Annotated in this window: 16 protein-coding genes and 1 pseudogene; 10 read left to right on the top strand and 7 right to left on the bottom strand. The window is 61.4% G+C overall.

Annotated elements, in window-relative coordinates; genetic code table 11:
• Positions 1-26: 26 nt before the first annotated feature.
• Genes VM99_01175 through VM99_01165 form a run of 3 tightly spaced genes read right to left on the bottom strand, consistent with a single transcriptional unit; the run spans position 27 to position 1,924 of the window.
• Complete coding sequence (locus VM99_01175) at positions 27-311, bottom strand: sulfate transporter (GenBank protein ID AKJ96728.1); 285 nt, start codon at positions 309-311, stop codon at positions 27-29.
• Between the two features lie 15 nt (positions 312-326).
• Positions 327-695: a chemotaxis protein CheY gene (locus VM99_01170; GenBank protein AKJ96727.1), complete on the bottom strand. Its 369-nt coding sequence runs from the start codon at positions 693-695 to the stop codon at positions 327-329.
• 11 nt (positions 696-706) lie between these two features.
• The gene (locus VM99_01165; protein ID AKJ96726.1) at positions 707-1,924 is read right to left on the bottom strand and encodes a chemotaxis protein; all 1,218 of its coding nucleotides are present in this window, start codon (positions 1,922-1,924) and stop codon (positions 707-709) included.
• Positions 1,925-2,320: 396 nt separating this feature from the next.
• On the opposite strand from VM99_01165, the gene VM99_01160 reads away from it, so the two are divergent.
• Positions 2,321-3,670, top strand: coding sequence for a multidrug transporter MATE (locus VM99_01160; GenBank protein AKJ96725.1), 1,350 nt, complete (start codon positions 2,321-2,323; stop codon positions 3,668-3,670).
• Positions 3,671-3,737: 67 nt separating this feature from the next.
• On the top strand, positions 3,738-4,403 hold the full coding sequence (locus tag VM99_01155) for a glycerol-3-phosphatase (GenBank protein AKJ96724.1): 666 nt from the start codon (positions 3,738-3,740) through the stop codon (positions 4,401-4,403).
• Between the two features lie 15 nt (positions 4,404-4,418).
• Here the strand turns inward: VM99_01155 and VM99_01150 are convergent, their stop codons facing one another.
• Positions 4,419-5,309, bottom strand: a complete 891-nt coding sequence (locus tag VM99_01150) for a LysR family transcriptional regulator (GenBank protein AKJ96723.1) — start codon at positions 5,307-5,309, stop codon at positions 4,419-4,421.
• A 166-nt stretch (positions 5,310-5,475) separates the two neighbouring features.
• On the opposite strand from VM99_01150, the gene VM99_01145 reads away from it, so the two are divergent.
• From VM99_01145 to VM99_01130, 4 genes are all read left to right on the top strand, one after another.
• Positions 5,476-6,558, top strand: a complete 1,083-nt coding sequence (locus VM99_01145; GenBank protein ID AKJ96722.1) for an isomerase YbhH — start codon at positions 5,476-5,478, stop codon at positions 6,556-6,558.
• A 44-nt stretch (positions 6,559-6,602) separates the two neighbouring features.
• On the top strand, positions 6,603-7,928 hold the full coding sequence (locus VM99_01140; protein AKJ96721.1) for a sodium:dicarboxylate symporter: 1,326 nt from the start codon (positions 6,603-6,605) through the stop codon (positions 7,926-7,928).
• A gap of 131 nt (positions 7,929-8,059) precedes the next feature.
• Positions 8,060-9,364 carry a damage-inducible protein CinA gene (locus VM99_01135; protein ID AKJ96720.1) on the top strand — a complete coding sequence of 435 codons (1,305 nt, stop codon included), beginning with the start codon at positions 8,060-8,062 and terminating at the stop codon, positions 9,362-9,364.
• 88 nt (positions 9,365-9,452) lie between these two features.
• Entirely contained in the window at positions 9,453-10,706 is a 1,254-nt protein-coding gene (locus VM99_01130) for a porin (protein ID AKJ96719.1), read from the top strand.
• A 42-nt stretch (positions 10,707-10,748) separates the two neighbouring features.
• Here the strand turns inward: VM99_01130 and VM99_01125 are convergent, their stop codons facing one another.
• Positions 10,749-11,288, bottom strand: coding sequence for a TetR family transcriptional regulator (locus VM99_01125; GenBank protein ID AKK01660.1), 540 nt, complete (start codon positions 11,286-11,288; stop codon positions 10,749-10,751).
• A gap of 181 nt (positions 11,289-11,469) precedes the next feature.
• On the opposite strand from VM99_01125, the gene VM99_01120 reads away from it, so the two are divergent.
• From VM99_01120 to VM99_01105, 4 genes and pseudogenes are all read left to right on the top strand, one after another.
• Entirely contained in the window at positions 11,470-12,474 is a 1,005-nt protein-coding gene (locus VM99_01120; GenBank protein ID AKJ96718.1) for a saccharopine dehydrogenase, read from the top strand.
• A gap of 54 nt (positions 12,475-12,528) precedes the next feature.
• The gene (locus VM99_01115) at positions 12,529-12,846 is read left to right on the top strand and encodes a hypothetical protein (GenBank protein AKJ96717.1); all 318 of its coding nucleotides are present in this window, start codon (positions 12,529-12,531) and stop codon (positions 12,844-12,846) included.
• Positions 12,843-13,628, top strand: a complete 786-nt coding sequence (locus tag VM99_01110) for a hypothetical protein (protein AKJ96716.1) — start codon at positions 12,843-12,845, stop codon at positions 13,626-13,628. The genes VM99_01115 and VM99_01110 overlap by 4 nt, the downstream gene beginning before the upstream one ends.
• Before the next feature lie 318 nt (positions 13,629-13,946).
• Positions 13,947-14,578 (top strand): annotated as a pseudogene (locus tag VM99_01105) (LuxR family transcriptional regulator).
• Between the two features lie 64 nt (positions 14,579-14,642).
• On the opposite strand, the gene VM99_01100 reads toward VM99_01105, so the two are convergent.
• Together VM99_01100 and VM99_01095 are read right to left on the bottom strand one after the other, a co-directional pair.
• Positions 14,643-16,268, bottom strand: a complete 1,626-nt coding sequence (locus VM99_01100; protein AKJ96715.1) for a histidine kinase — start codon at positions 16,266-16,268, stop codon at positions 14,643-14,645.
• A gap of 259 nt (positions 16,269-16,527) precedes the next feature.
• Positions 16,528-16,923: a hypothetical protein gene (locus VM99_01095; protein AKK01659.1), complete on the bottom strand. Its 396-nt coding sequence runs from the start codon at positions 16,921-16,923 to the stop codon at positions 16,528-16,530.
• Between the last annotated feature and the right edge of the window lie 524 nt (positions 16,924-17,447).

Below are 17,447 nucleotides of genomic sequence, written 5' to 3'. Positions count from 1 at the left end.
GTCGTGTCGGGCCGCAATGCAGGGGCCTAGGCCGGCAGGTTGCACAGCTCGAGTGTTTCGGTGACGGCTTTGCTGCGACCGGTAACGGTCAGGTGGGTGCCGGCCTTCGGCGCCTCGCGCAGCACCATCAGCAGCAGTTGCAGACCGGCGCCGTCCATTTCAGTGACCTGTGACAGATCCACCTCCATGCGCGGCGTGGCCCCCAGGTGGGGCAGCCACTGTGCGGACAGGTCGGCGGCGGTGTAGATCGTCAGCTCACCGTCAATCTGCACCTGCGCGGTGTCATCGACGGTTTCGTACAACAACGGCATTGCAGCCTCCGGCCTTCAGGGCAGAATCAGTTTGGACACCGCCGCCAGCATCTGCGCCGGTTGGAACGGCTTGACCACCCAGGCCTTGGCCCCGGCCGCCTGGCCTTCCTGCTTCTTCGATTCCTGGGACTCGGTGGTCAGCATGATGATCGGCGTGAACTTGTAGCTGGCCAGCTTCTTGACCTCCTTGACGAAGGTGATGCCGTCCATGTTCGGCATGTTCACGTCGCTGATGATCAGGTGGACTTTCTGACCGGTCAGCTTGCCCAGCGCGTCCTTGCCATCGCTGGCCTCGATCACGTCGTAGCCGGCACTTTTCAACGCGATGCCGACAACCTGCCGAACGCTCGCCGAGTCGTCGACAACCAATACACTTTTAGCCATGAACGGCTCTCCTAGAAGAAGGTTATTTCCTGTGAAGCTTGCTGCACGCTCGAGTCGCCGTGGTGGTTGCGGCGTTGCTCGTCGGTGGCATAAGTGGTTTCCATGCGCGCCAGCCATTGGGGGGCATCGATGGCGACGGCTTGGTCGGGCGACTGGCTGGCCTGCTGCAAGTGCACATGCAGGTCTTCGATGTTGTCGCGCACGTGGCTGAGGATCTGGCTGACCCGATCCTGGAATTGCAGGCTGACCAGCACTTCGGTGAGTTCGTCGCGGATCCCGAAGCTTTCCTGTTGCAGCAGCTCGGCCGAATCGGCCAGGCGCCCGGTCACGCTCTTGAAGCGCTCCAGCACGCGCTGGATGCTTTGCTCGGAGGCGCTGACCGAATGACTGTCCTGGTCTGCGCCGCTGGAGGCGGCCTGGACCAGTTGGGTAATGGCGGTGTTGATGATGTCGACCTTGGCCGACATCTGCTGGCCGGTCTCGCTGGACTTGCTCGACAGGCTGCGCACGGCGTCGGCCACCACCGCAAAACCACGCCCGGCTTCACCGGCACGGGCGGCTTCGATGGCGGCGTTGAGGGCCAGCAGGTTGGTCTGGGCGGCAATCGCCGCGACGTCGGCGGCCATGGTCCGCAGCTCGCCAGTGTAGGCGGTCAGGTTGCGCACCTGGGCCAGGGTTTCATCGCGGCTGGTCTGGGCTGTTCTCAAGATGTCGATGAGCTGGACCAGCTCGCTTTCACTTTGGGCGAGCACCTGCACGGCACCGCCGCTGCCACTGCCGGCCAGTTCGCCGGCGGCTTGCTGCGAGGCTTGCACGGTGTCTTCCAGGCGGGAGGAGATACCGGTGAAGCGGCTGGTCAGCGAGACGATCGCGGTTTCGGTCTGCTGCCGGGAGCTCTCCACTTGCTTGGCCCAGATCGGCATGGCGCCCAGGACCACTTCGTTGAGTTGCGTGTTGGAGTGGTGGGAGCGCTGCTCGCTGGCGTGCCGTTCATGCTGGGCAGTGGCCGCGGCGAATGCACGGTCGAACTGCCGGCGCTGCGTCCGCGCGCCCCACACGCCCGCGGCAATACCCAAGGCCAGGATCACCGCGCTCAACGCAATGTTCTGCCCGCTCAGGCCGTTGAGCAGCAGCACGCCGATGCTTGCGACGGCGGCCACGAGCACGGGGTTCCAGAGCAGGCGTGGTTGGATAGAGGTAAAGGAATGACCGTGTGAATACGACGTCATGGTTCGGTCCTTGAACAGTGTTGCTACAGGTTATTGGCGAATAACTGGTTATCTGCGACCCCTGGTCAGACTTGAAGACCAGTCGTCCGATTCCGACCGCTGTAGGCAATGACCTACGCAGCGCGTGGCACTGTGCTATCTCAGACTAGACGCTGTCTCTCAATTGTCGAGCCGGACCGACGAAGCCATTTGTGCACGCGATCCCCTGTGGCGAGGGGATTTATCCCCGATGGGCTGCGAAGCGGCCCCACACCTGACGACTCGGTACGAGAGATGTATTGATTTCAGCTTGTCAGGGTCGCTTCGCAACCCAACGGGGATAAATCCCCTCGCCACAAGTGCCGATTGCGCTAAATTACCTGGCATTGGATTTTGAACCTGCCCTCATGAGTTCCCATGCTGCCAACCCCGCCCCTCTGGAAAACCTACCTGCTGTTCCTGGCCCCCATGGTCCTATCCAACTTCCTGCAATCGATGTCCGGCACGTTCAACAGCATCTACATCGGCCAGATGCTGGGCACCCAGTCCCTGGCGGCGGTGTCGGGGATGTTCCCCATCGTGTTTTTCTTCATTGCGCTGGTGATTGGCCTGGGTGCGGGGGCAGGGGTGCTGATCGGGCAGGCCTATGGCGCCGGCGAAACCGGAACGGTCAAGGCGGTGGCCGGTTCGACGTTGCTGCTGGGGGCGATCATCGGCTTGGTGGCGGCAGTGCTCGGCAGTGTTTTCGCGCGTCAGGCGTTGCAGGGGTTGGGGACCCCGGCGGATGTGCTGGACGAGGCCGTTTCGTATGCCCGAGTGATGATGTGGCTGTTGCCGATGCTGCTGGTGTTCGTGCTGTTCACCCAATTGCTGCGTGGCGTGAGCGATACGCTGTCGCCGCTGTTGGCGTTGCTGGTGTCCACCGGCGTCGGGCTGCTGCTGACCCCGGCATTGATCCGGGGCTGGCTGGGGTTGCCGCAGATGGGCATCCAGAGTGCGGCCATGGCGGGCCTGGTGGGCACGGCCTCGGCCATGGTCATGCTGGCCTGGCGCCTGAACCGCCGTGAGCACCCTTTGGCGCCGGATCGCGCGTTGTTCGCGGCAATGCGCCTGGACCGCGAGATCCTCGGCAAAGTGTTGGGCATCGGTTTGCCCACCGGGTTGCAGATGGTGGTGATCTCGGTGTCGGAGCTGGTGATCCTGGCGCTGGTCAATCGCCACGGTTCCCAGGCCACGGCGGCGTATGGCGCGGTGACGCAGATCGTCAATTACGTGCAGTTCCCGGCGCTGTCGATCGCCATCACCGCGACGATCCTGGGCGCCCAGGCCATCGGCGCCGGTCGGCTGGAGCGGCTTGGGCCGATCCTGCGCACGGGGCTGCTGGTCAACGTCTGGCTCACCGGCGGGCTGGTGGTGCTGGGGTATCTGTTGTCCCATTGGCTGCTGGGGTTGTTCATCACCGATCCGGCGGCGCGGGTCCAGGCCGAACACCTGTTGCACATCATGCTCTGGAGTTTGCTGGTGTTCGGCTTCCAGGCGGTGGTCGGCGGCATCATGCGCGCCAGCGGCACGGTGCTGGTGCCGGTGGCGATCTCGATCTTCTGCATCGTCGGGGTGGAGGTGCCGGTGGCCTACCTGCTGGACGCACACTTCGGCCTGCAAGGCGTATGGATGGCATTTCCGGTGGCTTACCTGAGCATGCTGTTGCTGCAAACGGTGTACTACAAGCGGGTCTGGCAGCATCAGCGGATCGAGCGGCTGGTATAGCCCAGGCAACCCAAGGCCCCCACAAGGGCGGCGCTTTTTTTTGCAGTTTGATAACCCAAGGATTCCCATGTCTGTACAGCACTCATCCACGGCCTACCGCGCATTCCTTTTCGACATGGATGGCACGCTGCTCAATTCTATTGCCGCCGCCGAGCGGATCTGGACCCGCTGGGCCCAACGTCACGGTGTGGACGTGGTCACGTTCCTGCCGACGATCCATGGGGTGCGCGCCATCGACACCATCGCCCGCCAGCACCTGCCGGGTGTGGACGCGGCGGCCGAGGCCGAGCAGATCACCCGGGAGGAAATCGAGGACGTCGAGGGCGTGGTGCCCGTGCCCGGTGCGCTGGCGTTCCTGCAAAGCCTGCCGCCGGCGCAATGGGCAATCGTCACTTCGGCGCCCATGGCCTTGGCCTTGCGTCGCATGGAAGCGGCTGGGATACCGCGCCCGGCAGTGATGGTCACCGCCGAAGACGTAAGCGATGGCAAGCCCGACCCCACCTGCTACCGACTGGCCGCAGAACGGCTCCAGGTGAATCCAGGGGAGTGCCTGGTGTTCGAGGACGCCGAGGCCGGCATTCGCGCGGGCGAGGCGGCGGGAGCGGACGTGATGGTGGTGACGGCGACCCATACGCACCCGATGGACACTGTCCACGGGCAGATCCGCGACTATCGCGGGCTGGGCGTTCGCCTGGAGGACAACGGATCGATGCGCCTGAGCACCACCCCATAACCCACAGAGGCAGGATCATCGTTCCCATTGTTCGAGCAGGATCGAGACGAATTTTTCCGCCGCCGGTGACAGCGATGCTCCCCGTCGATACACCAGCCCCAGCGACCGGTTCACCACCGGTTCGATCAGCGGGACACTGACCAGCGTGGGGTGATCCTCGGCCGGCATCGCCAGGCTCGGCATGGCCGAGACGCCGAGCCCGGCCTCCACCAGGCCCAGCGATGTCGACAGGTGCTGGACCTCATAGAACCACTGCGGGCGCCAGCTCAAGCCCGATAGCGCGTGGTCCAGCAGCATCCGGTTGCCGCTGAGGCGACCGACGCCGATAAGGCGGTAATGACTCAGTTCCGACCAGGTCACCGCGCTGCGCTTGGCCAATTCATGATCGCGGCGGCACGCCAGGACAAAGGGCTCGTTGACCAATGGCACGAACTCTATGTCGGGGTGCTGGCCGCTCATCATGTTGATGCCGAAATCGGCTTCGCCCCGCAGGACCGCCTCCAGCCCTTCGTTGGCGCTGAGATCCAGCAGGCGGATGCGGATCTGCGGATAGCGTTCGTTGTAGAGACGGATGACCGAGGGCAGGAAGTAGAAGGCCGCGGTCGGGATGCAGGCGAGGGTAACCCGGCCACTCTGCCGCTCGGCGAGTTCGCGGATGTTGAGGATCGAGTCGTCGAAATCATCCAGCAGGCGCCGGGCCTTGGGCAAAAAGTCCCGGCCCACGCTGGTGAGGCTGACCCGTCTTGTGGTGCGGTCGAGCAGGGCGGTGCCCAATCCTTCCTCGAGTTTTTTCATCCGGCGGCTTAACGCCGGCTGGGACAGGTGCAACGCATCGGCGGCTTCATGAAAGCTTCCCAGTTCGGCGATTTTTACGAAAGAACGAATGTCGTTGAGTTCATATTGCATCGTTTTGTCCCGCTGAAAAGACTTGTTCGCGCGTGGGAGAATCGCCAGTAGTCATGCATGAAATGAAATAATGGCGCTGATATTTGCATTGGAAACAATTTTTAAAGGCTGCGACTCTTGCAATCAAGACATCAATTGCTCCGATTGATCAACAAGAGTCTGTGTTATGCAACGAATTCCCTGTGTGCTGATGCGCGGTGGTACCTCCAAGGGCCCGGTGTTCCTTGCCTGGGATCTGCCCGTGGCAATCGAAGAGCGTGACGAGCTGCTGCTCAATCTGATGGGCTCCGGCCACGAGCTGGAGATCGACGGTATCGGCGGTGGCAGCCCGCAAACCAGCAAGGTCGCCATCGTCAGCCCCTCGCTTCACCCTGACGCCGATGTCGATTACCTGTTCGTCCAGGTAATGGTCTCCCAGCGGCGGGTCGACACGGCGCCCAACTGCGGCAACATGCTGTGCGCCGTCGGCCCTTTTGCTGTGGAGCAGGGGTTGGTGAAGGCGTCTCAGGAGCGTACCCAGGTGCGCATTCGCAACCTCAACACCGGCACGTTCGTGAACGCCGAAGTGCTGACCCCCGGCGGGAAAGTCAGCTACGAAGGCGACACCGCCATCGACGGCGTCCCTGGCACGGCTGCGCCGGTGCAGCTGACGTTTCTCGATGCGGCGGGCAGCAAGACCGGTAAGTTGTTCCCGACCGGGAACAGACAGGACGTGATCGACGGTATCCCCGTGACCTGCATCGACATGGCCATGCCGATGATGATTGTCGAAGCGGGCCAATTGGGTAAGCGCGGCGACGAAAGCCCGGCTGAGCTGGATGCCGACAAGGAGTTCCTGCGCCGCCTGGAGTCCCTGCGCCTGCAAGCGGGTCTGGCGATGGGCCTGGGTGATGTCAGTGACAAGGTCATCCCCAAGCCGGTGCTGGTCTCGCCGGCCAAGGCGGGCGGCACCGTCCAGGTGCGCTACTTCATGCCACACAACTGCCATCGGGCGCTGGCGATCACGGGCTCCATTGGCCTGGCCACCGCTTGCGTCACCGAGGGCAGCGTGGTTGCGCAGTTGCTCGGCGAGGCCCGCGAGCCGCGCTTGAAGCACGTGCGCATTGAACACCCCAGTGGCGGTATCGACGTTGTATTGTCCTACACCGGCGCCCGGGGTGAGACGATTCGTGCCTCGGTGGTGCGGACGTCACGCAGGCTGTTTTCCGGTTATGTCTACGCCACGGCGCCTCAACGACTCGTCGGATAGCTTCCCCGATCGTTGCCGTTTCCTGCATCAGCACAATTCTAAAAATGGGTGATGCCATGAAAGTTGTAAAATCGCTCTACTTCCAGATTCTGCTCGCCGTGCTGTTGGGTGTGCTGGTCGGACATTTCTGGTCGCAGCAGGCGATCGCCCTGAAGCCGCTGGGGGATGCCTTCATCAAGTTGATCAAGATGATGATCGCGCCCGTGGTGTTCTGCACGATCGTCACCGGCATCGCCGGCATGAGCGATAAACGCTCCCTGGGTCGCTTGTTGAGCAAGACCATGCTGCTGTTCCTGGGTCTGACCGTGATCAGCCTGATCATCGGCCTGGTGGCGGTGTACCTGTTCAAGCCCGGCGTGGGCATGAACATCGACCCGACCCAACTGAGCACCAAGGGTCTGTCGCAGTACACCGATTCCGCTGCGAAGCTGGGCGTCGTCGAGTTTTTCATGCACATCATTCCCGACACGTTCCTCGGCGCCTTCAACAAGGGTGAAGTGCTGCCGGTGCTGTTCATCGCGGTGCTCTCGGGTTTTGCCTTGTCGGCCATCGGCGAGCGCGGCAAGCCGGTACTGGACGTGCTGGAATCCGCCTCGCACATGGTGTTCAAGATTTTTTCCTACCTGATGCGCTTCGCCCCGATAGGTGCCTTCGGCGCGCTGGCGTTCACCGTTGGCCAATACGGCATCACCTCGCTGGGTTCCCTGGCCAAGCTGATCATGACGCTGTACATCGCCTGTGCGTTCTTCGTCATCGTGGTGCTGGGGGGCATCTGCCGCGCCCACGGGTTCAGTCTCTGGAAACTGCTGCGCTACTTGCGCGAAGAATTCCTGGTGGTGCTCGGGACATCTTCCACCGAACCGGTCATGCCGCGGATGCTGGAAAAACTGCAGGCGCTGGGGTGCAAGAAAGGCGTGGTGGGCCTGGTGCTGCCAACCGGGTACTCGTTCAACCTCGACGGCACGGCGATTTACCTGTCCCTGGCGGCGGTGTTCATTGCCCAGGCCTGCAACATCGACCTCACGCTCGGGCAGACCGTGACGATGCTCGCGATCATGCTGTTGTCCTCCAAGGGCGCGGCAGGCGTGACCGGTTCCGGTTTCGTCGCCCTGGCGTCGACCCTGACGGTGATCCACGACATTCCCTTGGCGGGCCTGGCCTTGCTGATCGGCATCGACCGCTTCATGTCGGAGGCCCGGGCCTTGACCAGCCTGGCCAGCAACGCGGTCGCCACGGTGGTCATCTCCATCAGCGAAAACGCCTGCGATCGCGACCGGTTGCTTCGCACGCTGGACGGTAAGCCGGGAGCCTCGGTCGGCCAGGTCCAGGCTCACACCTGGGAACAGCCGAAGGTCAGCAAACCCGTCTAGCCGTTTCCGCCAGCCCTTTTCCCTGCCTCATAAAACTTCCGCCAGGCGCCGTTCATCGTGCCGCCTGGCGGGTTAGGGGCCGTGCGCCTTGGCGTCGGCCACGCTACTCATAAGAACAAGAGATCAAACCTATGCTCGCATTGCTTGGCTTGGCCATGGTGGTCGTCTTCACCGTTTTGATCATGACCAAACGGCTGTCACCGATTGTCGCCCTGACCGTGGTGCCCATCGTTTTCGCTGTCCTGGGTGGGTTTGGCGGCACCACCGGCAAGATGATGCTCGACGGCCTGAAAATGGTCGCTCCGTCGGCGGCGCTGCTGCTGTTCGCGATTCTGTTCTTCGGCCTGATGATCGACGCCGGACTGTTCGATCCGCTGATCCGCAAGATCCTCAAGCGGGTCAACGGCGACCCGATGAAAATTGCCGTCGGCACTGCGCTGCTGTCGTTGATGGTGGCCCTGGACGGCGATGGCACCACCACCTACATGATCACCTGCGCGGCCATGCTGCCGCTCTACAAGCGCATCGGGATGAACCCGATGATCCTGGCGACCATTGCCATGCTGTCGCTGAGCATCATGAGCGGCATGACGCCCTGGGGTGGGCCTGCCACCCGCGCGATTGCAGCGCTGGGTCTGGATGCCGGCGAATACTTCGTGCCCTTGCTGCCCACCATGATCGGCGGAGCGATGTGGGTGGTCTTCACCGCATTCCTGCTGGGGCGCGCCGAGCGCAAACGCATCGGCAATATCCAGTTGGAGAGCGGCGGCGGTAACTGCTACATCAAGGCGATCCTCGAGGACACTCCTTACAAGCGCCCGAAATTGGCCTACGTCAACCTGCTGCTGGTCATCGCGGTGATGGTGGCGTTGGTGATGGGGATCATGCATTCGGCGATCCTGTTCCTGATCGGCTTCGTGCTGACGCTGATGATCAACTACCCGCAGCTGGATATTCAGAAAGAACGCATCCTGGCCCATTCGGGCAATGCCATGACCGTGGTGCTGCTGGTGTTTGCGGCAGGCATCTTCGCCGGCATCTTCTCCGGCACCAAGATGGTCGATTCCCTGGCACAAACCCTGGTCGACTGGATCCCACCGTCCTGGGGCCACCTGTTCCCGCTGGTGGTGGCGATTACCAGCATGCCGTTGACCTTTGTGCTGTCCAACGACGCCTATTACTTCGGTGTGGTGCCGATCCTGGCGAATGCGGCGGCGGCCTATGGCATCGATCCGGTGGAAATCGCCCGGGCCTCGATCCTCGGTCAACCGGTGCACCTGATGAGCCCGCTGGTGGCGTCGACCCTTTTGTTGGTCGGTATGGTCGACCGCGACATCGGCGACTTCCAGAAAGCCACCGTCAAGTGGGCCGTGCTGACCTCGCTGGTCATTACCGCGCTGGCCCTGCTGACCGGAGCGATCAGCCTCTTCACCTGATTCACCCAACCTGCTGTTTTTTCTGCGCGCCTGCCCGGTCAGGCGCGTGCTGTCCTGCACCCCAAATAACAACAATGAGTAGTGAGCCATGAGCACTTTGCATACCCAACGGGCGCTGTTTTCCCTTCTTGGCCTGTTGCCGCTGGCGAGCGCCAGCGCCGAAGGATTGATCGATGACAGCAAGCTCAAGCTGCAACTGCGCAACGTCTATTTCAATGAAAATTTCCGCGACGAACACGGCATGAGCGCGCGCGCGGCGAGGACGGCGAAAAGCAAGCGAACCGAATGGGCCCAGGGGTTTTTGCTGGACTACCAGTCAGGGTTCACCCCCGGCACCCTCGGGGTGGGTGTTGATGCTTTGGGGCTGCTCGGGGTCAAGCTGGATTCCGGTCGCGGCCGCAGCGGCACCGGCTTGTTGCCCGTGCATGACGATGGCCGCGCGGCTGACGAATTCGCCAGCCTCGGCCTGACAGCCAAAGCGCGCCTGGCCAAGACCACCGTCAAGTACGGCACTTTGTTGCCGAAGACGCCAGTGTTGATCTACAACGATGCGCGCCTGTTACCGCAGACGTACCGAGGCACCCAGGTCAGCAGCATCGACATCCAGGATCTGACGCTCACTGGCGGCTACCTGGATCGATTCAAGTTGCGTGATTCCAGTGACAGCATGCCGATCGTCCCCGACGGCTACAGTGGCGACAAATCGGGCGACTTCAGCTACGCCGGCGCCGAATACAAGCTCGGGAAGAACGTTCGGCTGAGTTACTTCTACGGTGAGCTGGAGAACTTCTACCGACAGCACTTCGCCGGGATCCAGCACGACCTGCCCTTGGGTCGCGGCGTGCTGACCAGCGACCTGCGCTATTTCAACAGTGTCGACAGCGGTTCTGCCTACGGCGGCAAGATCGACAACACGATGCTGAGCGGGCAATTGTCCTATGCGATCGCAGGCCATACCGTGGGCGGCGGCTACCAGGTGCTCAATGGCGATGCCGGCCTGCCGTACATCAGCGGTGCCACGGTCTATTCGTTCAGCAACGCAGGCATCGGGAAGTTCATCGAAGAGGATGAAAAGACCTGGATGCTCAACTACGGCTACAACTTCGCCGCCCTTGGCGTCCCTGGCCTGACCTTTTCGACCCGCTACCTGAGTGGCAACGACGGCCAGTCCGACACGGCGATCAAAGAGTGGGAACGAGACGCCGAACTGGCTTATGTCGTGCAGCAAGGTACGTTCAAAGGCCTGGGCGTGCGGTTGCGCAATTACGTCTACCACGCCGACTACGCCCGTGGACGAGACAGCAACCGGATCTACTTCACCTACGACATTGCACTCTGGTGAATGCGTTGCGGCCCGCGACGCCGGCGGGCCGTGATTACGCTGTCATTCGGCCTCCCGCAACGCCCCTCGGATAAGCGAAGCGAATGCCTGCGTCACGTCATCCTTGTCATGCCGTCCTCGTACCAGGGCCCCCGCCAGCGCTTCGCCCGCGCCGACCAGCCCGGTGCAGCGACGCTCCAGCTCAACGGCTGACAGCGCGGCGTGGGGCTTGAGCACGCTCGTGAACATCTGCACGCAGTTATCCAGCAGCTCCTGGAAAACCGCTGCCTTTTCGTCGCTGCCTGCCAGCGCCGCGCCCACGGCATAAAATTCGTCAGTGTTGTCAGCCGCGCACTGGATGTAGGCACTGGCCAGCAGTTGGGCAGTGTCTTCCAGCGTCCGGGCGGAACCGGCCATGGCGTCACGGAATGCATTGACCCGTTCGGTATCGATCCATTTATAGAGTTCGATCAGCAGGAGCGAACGGGTACTGAAATGATCGTAGACCACCGGTTTCGACACCCCCGCACGCACCGCCAGATGCCCCAGGGTCAGGCGGTCGGCGCCTTCCTCGCGCACGATCAGTAAGGCGGTGTCCAGCAACTGTCGCCGTCGTTCGGCCTTCGAAAGCCGGCGGGTGGAAGACGTGGCCGGGGGCTCGATGTCTGTTTGCACTTCGTCGCTCCAGGTGAAAAAACCTACCAATGGTAGGTGGCGAGGTGTAAGGTCATGGTTGTTCGCCTACCAATGGTAGGTTTGGTTCCCAACGCTAGGAGAACATACCATGTCTATTGATCCTATTCTGTTTATGGGCGGCTCTGGCGCCATCGGCCATCATTCTGCCCAAGCACTGCGCGCGGCCCATCCCGGCGTACCGCTGCTGATCGGAGGGCGCGACCTGGGCAGGGCCCAGCGGGCCGCAGAGCAGATCGGCGGGGCCCAGGGCGTGCTGATCGACGCTGCTGCGGATGACCTGGGACTCGGCGATCGTCCCGTGAGCGCGGTCGTGGTGTTCTACATGGATCATGCCCTTGCGGGGTTGCGCTTCGCCCAGCAACGGGGTGTGCCGCACCTGAGCATATCGTCCGGCATCTTCGAGATCGCCCCGGAAATAGCCACCTACATGCACAGGCCTGATGCCGCGCCCATCGTCCTCGGATACGAGTGGATGGCCGGCGCCACGACAGTGTCGACCTTGAGTGTCGCCAAGGGGTTCAGCCGCGTACGCGACATCAGGATCAGCGCGTTGATCGATGAGCAGGACACGGGCGGCCCGACGGTGGCAACCGACTTCGAACACTTGAACAGGATGCTGCCAGCCGCGCTGACACGGCGCGAAGGGGTGTACGTCTGGCGTGAAGGCGAGGAGGCCAAGGCGCGTTTTCAAGCGGTGGACGGCAGGGCGATCGACGGCAGCGGTTTTTCATCCATCGACGTCGTCGGTCTGGCGGCTGCCACGGGCGCAGCCGATGTGCAATTCAACATGGCCATCGGCACGAGTTCGACCCGGCACCAGGGCGGGCCGATGTCGACCGAAATCATCATCGAACTGGCGGGCGAGGATCAGCAGGGAAAGGCGCTGCGTACCCGGCATGCGCTCGTGCACCCGGCGGGCACTGCACCGCTGACCGGCCTCAGCGTGGCCTTGCTCCTGGAACGGCTGTTGGGGCTCGATGGGCAACCACCCACTGCGCCCGGCCTCTATTTCCCTTATCAACTGCTGGACGCCGTGACGTACCGGCAGCGCCTGGAGAAGGAGGGCGCAACGCTGCGAGAGTTGCCCTTGTAACGGCTGTCTGGGGACGGGGCAACCTGGAGACACCTTGAGGCCGCTTGCCGCCCCATGAAGCTGTCAGTGTTGCCTGATAGCGTGGGTTTGCGGCTAACGCTGCCCAGGGGCAATAGTACAGTTGGACTATTGCCGGACTGGGAGTGGTCTGGCCTGATGGAGCGCCCATCTCTCGACCTGAGGTCAGGACAAGGATATGGCAGCACGCCGGACATCGCCGATTTCGACCAGGTGCCATTCTGGAGCGGCCAGCGCCTGGAACCCGTGGAAGGCCGGGTCTGGTCGGCGCATATCAGCACCGCACCAGACAAGGCATTCTCGGACCTGGAGTTGGCTGCTTGCACGCTGAACCCAACAAGGAAACGTTCTTGAAAAACTCACCCGCCAAACAATCTGATCTGGATGCTGCTCACTCCAAGCGTACCTCGACGGCATTGGTCTGCTTCGCCCTTGCCGTTTGCGGCGCGGGAATCCCTGGTCTCGTCATGGCTGACGCGACAGCGACGTCGACTGATTCATCTTCGGCCGCGTGTGTGAACGAAGCAGACTTTCGTGCCGGTACGGTGGTGGAGTCTGAAAGCCGTGACAACCTGTCGCCCGCGCTCAGCCGCAGCAAGACCGAGACGCTGGGGCCGCAAGCGTTTGCCGGGGTCACGCCGGTGGCTTCCTCACACACGTCATACCTGAACGGCGCGCCGTTCTTCTTGACGACGACATTTGCCGAAGTCAGGGACGGCCAGCTGATTCGCTATGGCGATCGGCATGGCGCGGGCGCCTCGCTGGTGACCACCACCTACCATCCCGCAGCCGCCGTGCCGATTGATCTGCAACCCGGGCAGACGGTCGACGTTCGCTACAAGAGCCAGGCAGTCAGTGCCGGCGCGACGGTTGAGTATGACGTCACGGAGCAACTGACCTACAGCGGCCGTGAGACCCTAACCACGGCACTCGGCACGTTCAACACCTGCAAGTTCACCAATCGGATTTCGGTGGGCTCGGCGGCGGGAGCACAACCCGCGCCGGTCGTCGTCCATAACTGGTTTCCTGCCGAGGGGCCTTATCGAGGACAATCGATCAGGGCTGTCACGCCCGCGGCCAATGGCGTGCCGGAGCGGATCACTGAAGTTGTAAAGATGCAGTATCGAGCGCAATGACTTTGGCTTGCCCCAAGGCTGAATTATCTAACGCTCACTTCACTGGATTAACAACGCTATTCGCCTCGACCGGGTGTTGTGAACTGAACAACAACCGGTAAAAGGAATGCCCCCGGTCTGCGCAATGATAGGGCAATAATGCGAGCGGATAATCAATTGCCTGGACGGCATGATGGCACTTTAAGTTCATGTCGTTTCACTAATTGAAAGCCTGACTAGTACAAGTGTGCTAGTTCAGGTGTTCTATATCTTAAGTCACAAGACTCGGACATCATCGGATCGTTTTTCTATTCGAATGGATGTCGTGTGTTGTGTGATATGAATTGCCGAATTATCGTGGCAGATGAGCATCCGCTGTTTCGCGAAGGCCTGATGGTATTGCTTGAACGTTTGATACCCGCTGCAATGATCGAGCAAGCAGGTAATCTGGAAGAAGTACGAACGTTGATCGCGCAAGGGCGCCCCGTCGATACATTAATTCTTGAAATTCGTCTTCCCGGATTAAACGCCATTAGTGAGTTGGCTCAACTGCGTCAGGAGTTGAGGCATGTCAAATTAATAGTGGTGTCGACCATTGATGACGGTGATGTCGTTGGCCAAGTCATGGATGCCGGCGTAGATGGGTTTGTTGGCAAGAGCCTCTCTTCGGAAGAGGTGGGCAAGGCCATTGTCGACATCCTGGAAGGCAAAGTGTTGGTCAAGTACGAGTCCTCCAGCCTGCTGCCCCTGGATGTGAACGATGATATGAGCCGACTGACCTCCCGGCAGAGGGAAGTCTGGCGGCTGATCGCCCAAGGCAAGACAACAAGCAGATCGCCGCGCTGCTTGAAATCTCGCCTTTCACGGTGCGAATCCACGTTTCGTCCCTTATCCGTGCGTTGAACGTTCCCAACCGGGCGGTGGCCGCCGCCCGTTATGCCGGGCGCCAGACGCAGGACGCTTCGCCTTAGCCGAGGGGTAGGCCTTGAGTCGTCTTTGGCGCCCACAAGCCCGGGGCCGCCACCGGCCAGCTGACTAGGGGCGAATCGGACTCCCGTCCTGGCGATCCATGAGCTTGACCAGTTCGAGCAAGACACCGCGCAGCTCCGGCGGGCGCACGGGCTTGGCCATCACCGAGATGTTCAGGTTGTGCAGCGACTGGCGTATCCGCTCGATCTCATGCCCGGTGATGACCAGCGCCGGGACTTCCCAGCCGCGCTGCTCGCGTATGGCGGCGATGCATTCTGAGCCGGAGATTTTCGTCCCGAGGTCAAAGTCGGCAATGATGATGTCGCAGTCACTGGTCAGCCCCTCGCCATCGCTGTGGCTTTCCACCTGGCAGCCCCATTTCTCCAGCAGCGCCGAGGTCGCCATCAGGACGTTGGCGTCATCCTCCACCAGGCAGACCCGCAATCCATTCAGGCGCTCATGCAATGGGGCCGCCCTGGGTGTGTTCGGGGTCTTGGGCGTGGCGGGCTCCAGGCCGCCGATGGTCACCCTGGTGCCTTGTCCCACGCGGGAACGGATGTGGATGTCGACATCGAGCAATTGGCTGATTCGCTTGACGATGGACAGGCCCAGGCCGAGGCCTTCGACGTCCTTGTCGCGGACATGGCGCACGCGATAGAACTCGTCGAACACGTGGGCCAGGTGCTCGCTGGCGATGCCGCGCCCCTTGTCGTAGATGACCACCGCCAGGCGGCTGGCCTGGCGTCGCACGCCGATCAATACGGGCTGGCCGGGGGCATATTTGAGGGCGTTGGACAAGACGTTCTGGACCATCGTCGTGAGCAGCCCGGGATTCACCGCGACCCAGTAAGGGCAGGGGCGCAACCGCAACTCGACGCCCGCCCAGCGTGCGGCTTCGGTGTTCTGCTTGACGACATCCTGCAACAACGCCCCCAGGTGGACGGTGTCCGCCTGGGGCACCAACTTGCCGTGATCCAGGGTGTAGATGTCCAGGATCGAACGAAACAGCTGCGACACGGTATGCAATGAGCGGTCGATGTTATCGACCAGGCGCAGCTCTTCCAGCCCCAGTTTGGCGTCGCGCAGGCAGGCGGTGAACAGGCCGATCGAGTGGATCGGCTGGCGCAGGTCATGGCTGGCCTGGGCCAGGAATCGGGATTTTTCCTGGTTGGCTGTGATCGCTTCCTCCGAGGCGATGCGCGTGCGCTTGAGCAGGATGTGCGCATAGGCGGGTACCACGATGGTGGTCACGATCAACATCAGGAACATGTATGGCTGGGTGCGCCAGAAGGCGTTGAGCCAGAAAATCAACACCAGGGTCAACAGCGCGATGGCCGTGGCGAGCGCCAGGTAGCGGGAGCCGAAGCGCATGCCGTTGCCCAGGGTCACCCAGAGCAGTGCCGCATAGATAGGCAAGGCGCCTTCGCCGCCCAGCACCATGGCGAAGGCGATGCCGGCGTAATCGTGCAGCATCGTGAAAAGGCGCCGCCAGAAGAAGTGCCCCGGCCAGCGCTTGATGATCATGCGCAGGAAGATCGAGACGACGAAGAACGTCGAGATGTAGATGATGATGGGGATGTAGCGCGCATTCCCTCCGCCATCCAGTCCCTCCAGGACGACGATGTACAACCAGGCGCAGGCACTGACGACCAGGCGGAGCGTGGCTTGGTCGAGTTCGCTGTTTTTTTCCATTGGCCTTGATCCCCTCATGAACATCGACAGGTGCGTTCGGCGATGCTCGGCATTATGGTTTAGCCATGGTCGATGCAGGTAGGCGCACGGGGCCGCGGATGGACAGCCGGCGTCATGACCCGGACTGGTCGGGGGAGGCTGGCCAGTGGTTCGGCTGCCAGGTGTGCAGTGGGAGACGGCAGGTTCGCCGTCCCCAACGTTCGATGAGGGTGCTGACGGATACCGGTCGTTCGGGGGCGGGGCCCGAACAGATCACTCCTTAATAGACCCGGTAGTACTTCACGACATCGTCGATGAAGTAGATGATCAAGGTCGAACCTTGGCTTTGGCTCTGTGGCTTCTTGTTGCCGGTCACGCTGGTGACATCATTGGCCACGCCTTGGGCTTTCGAGAGCTGCGCCGAGGTGTCGTACATTTTCAAGCTGGTTTCGGTGGAAACGTATTTATGGGCCAGCTTCATGTACTTATCCAGACCCTCTTCGCTCTTTTCGTATGTCCAGTTCGACTCGTTGCTGGTACTGGTCGAGTTGAGCTCTTCACTGCTCGGAGCGCCAAACATTTGATTGATCTGATTTTTTGTTGTCTTGCCCGGCGTGATCTTTTGCTTGAGGTAAGCAATGTCATATTTATTAGCGCCCGAGTTCAAGGAGTTCATCGAACTCATCAAGTCACCGGTGTTGGCGCAACCGTGGAGGGCGCCGACCAACACGCACAGGGCTATTCCGTTCTTTAATGTTTTTCCATACGTGAGGGACATAATACTTACCTTAGTGATTGCCAGCCTTTCCATTTGAACCGGGTAGGCGTTCAAGTTACGCCAGGCGTGCGAACCTGGCATCGATTGTGATTAATCGAATTTGCCCGACCTAACGTTTTAATCGCGCAGCACCGCGCGCCACGATCATCAGTGCGTTGATTGGTTTTTATACGCGGTTGACTGTTTGGCAGCGCGTTGCGGAGCCTTTACAGCTTAGGGGGGGAGATAGGCCTGGCGCCATAGTACAAGTGTGCTATGGAACGAGGCAGGGGGAGGGGCATCAATATCCTGGCCAGGCGTCTTTCACGCTTGAAGTTGCATGGCCATTAAAGTGCTAGTTATCAGGTTGTTGTGTGAGTAATCCCGTATGCATGGAGCGTGAGTATGCTGGCGATCAAAGACAAAGCGTGTTGGCGTCGTTC

Source organism: Pseudomonas chlororaphis (assembly GCA_001023535.1).
In the GTDB taxonomy this organism is placed as follows: Bacteria; Pseudomonadota; Gammaproteobacteria; order Pseudomonadales; family Pseudomonadaceae; genus Aquipseudomonas; species Aquipseudomonas chlororaphis_E.
The sequence above is the reverse complement of the archived record's forward strand: the minus strand, read 5'-3'. Positions and strand labels throughout refer to the sequence as shown.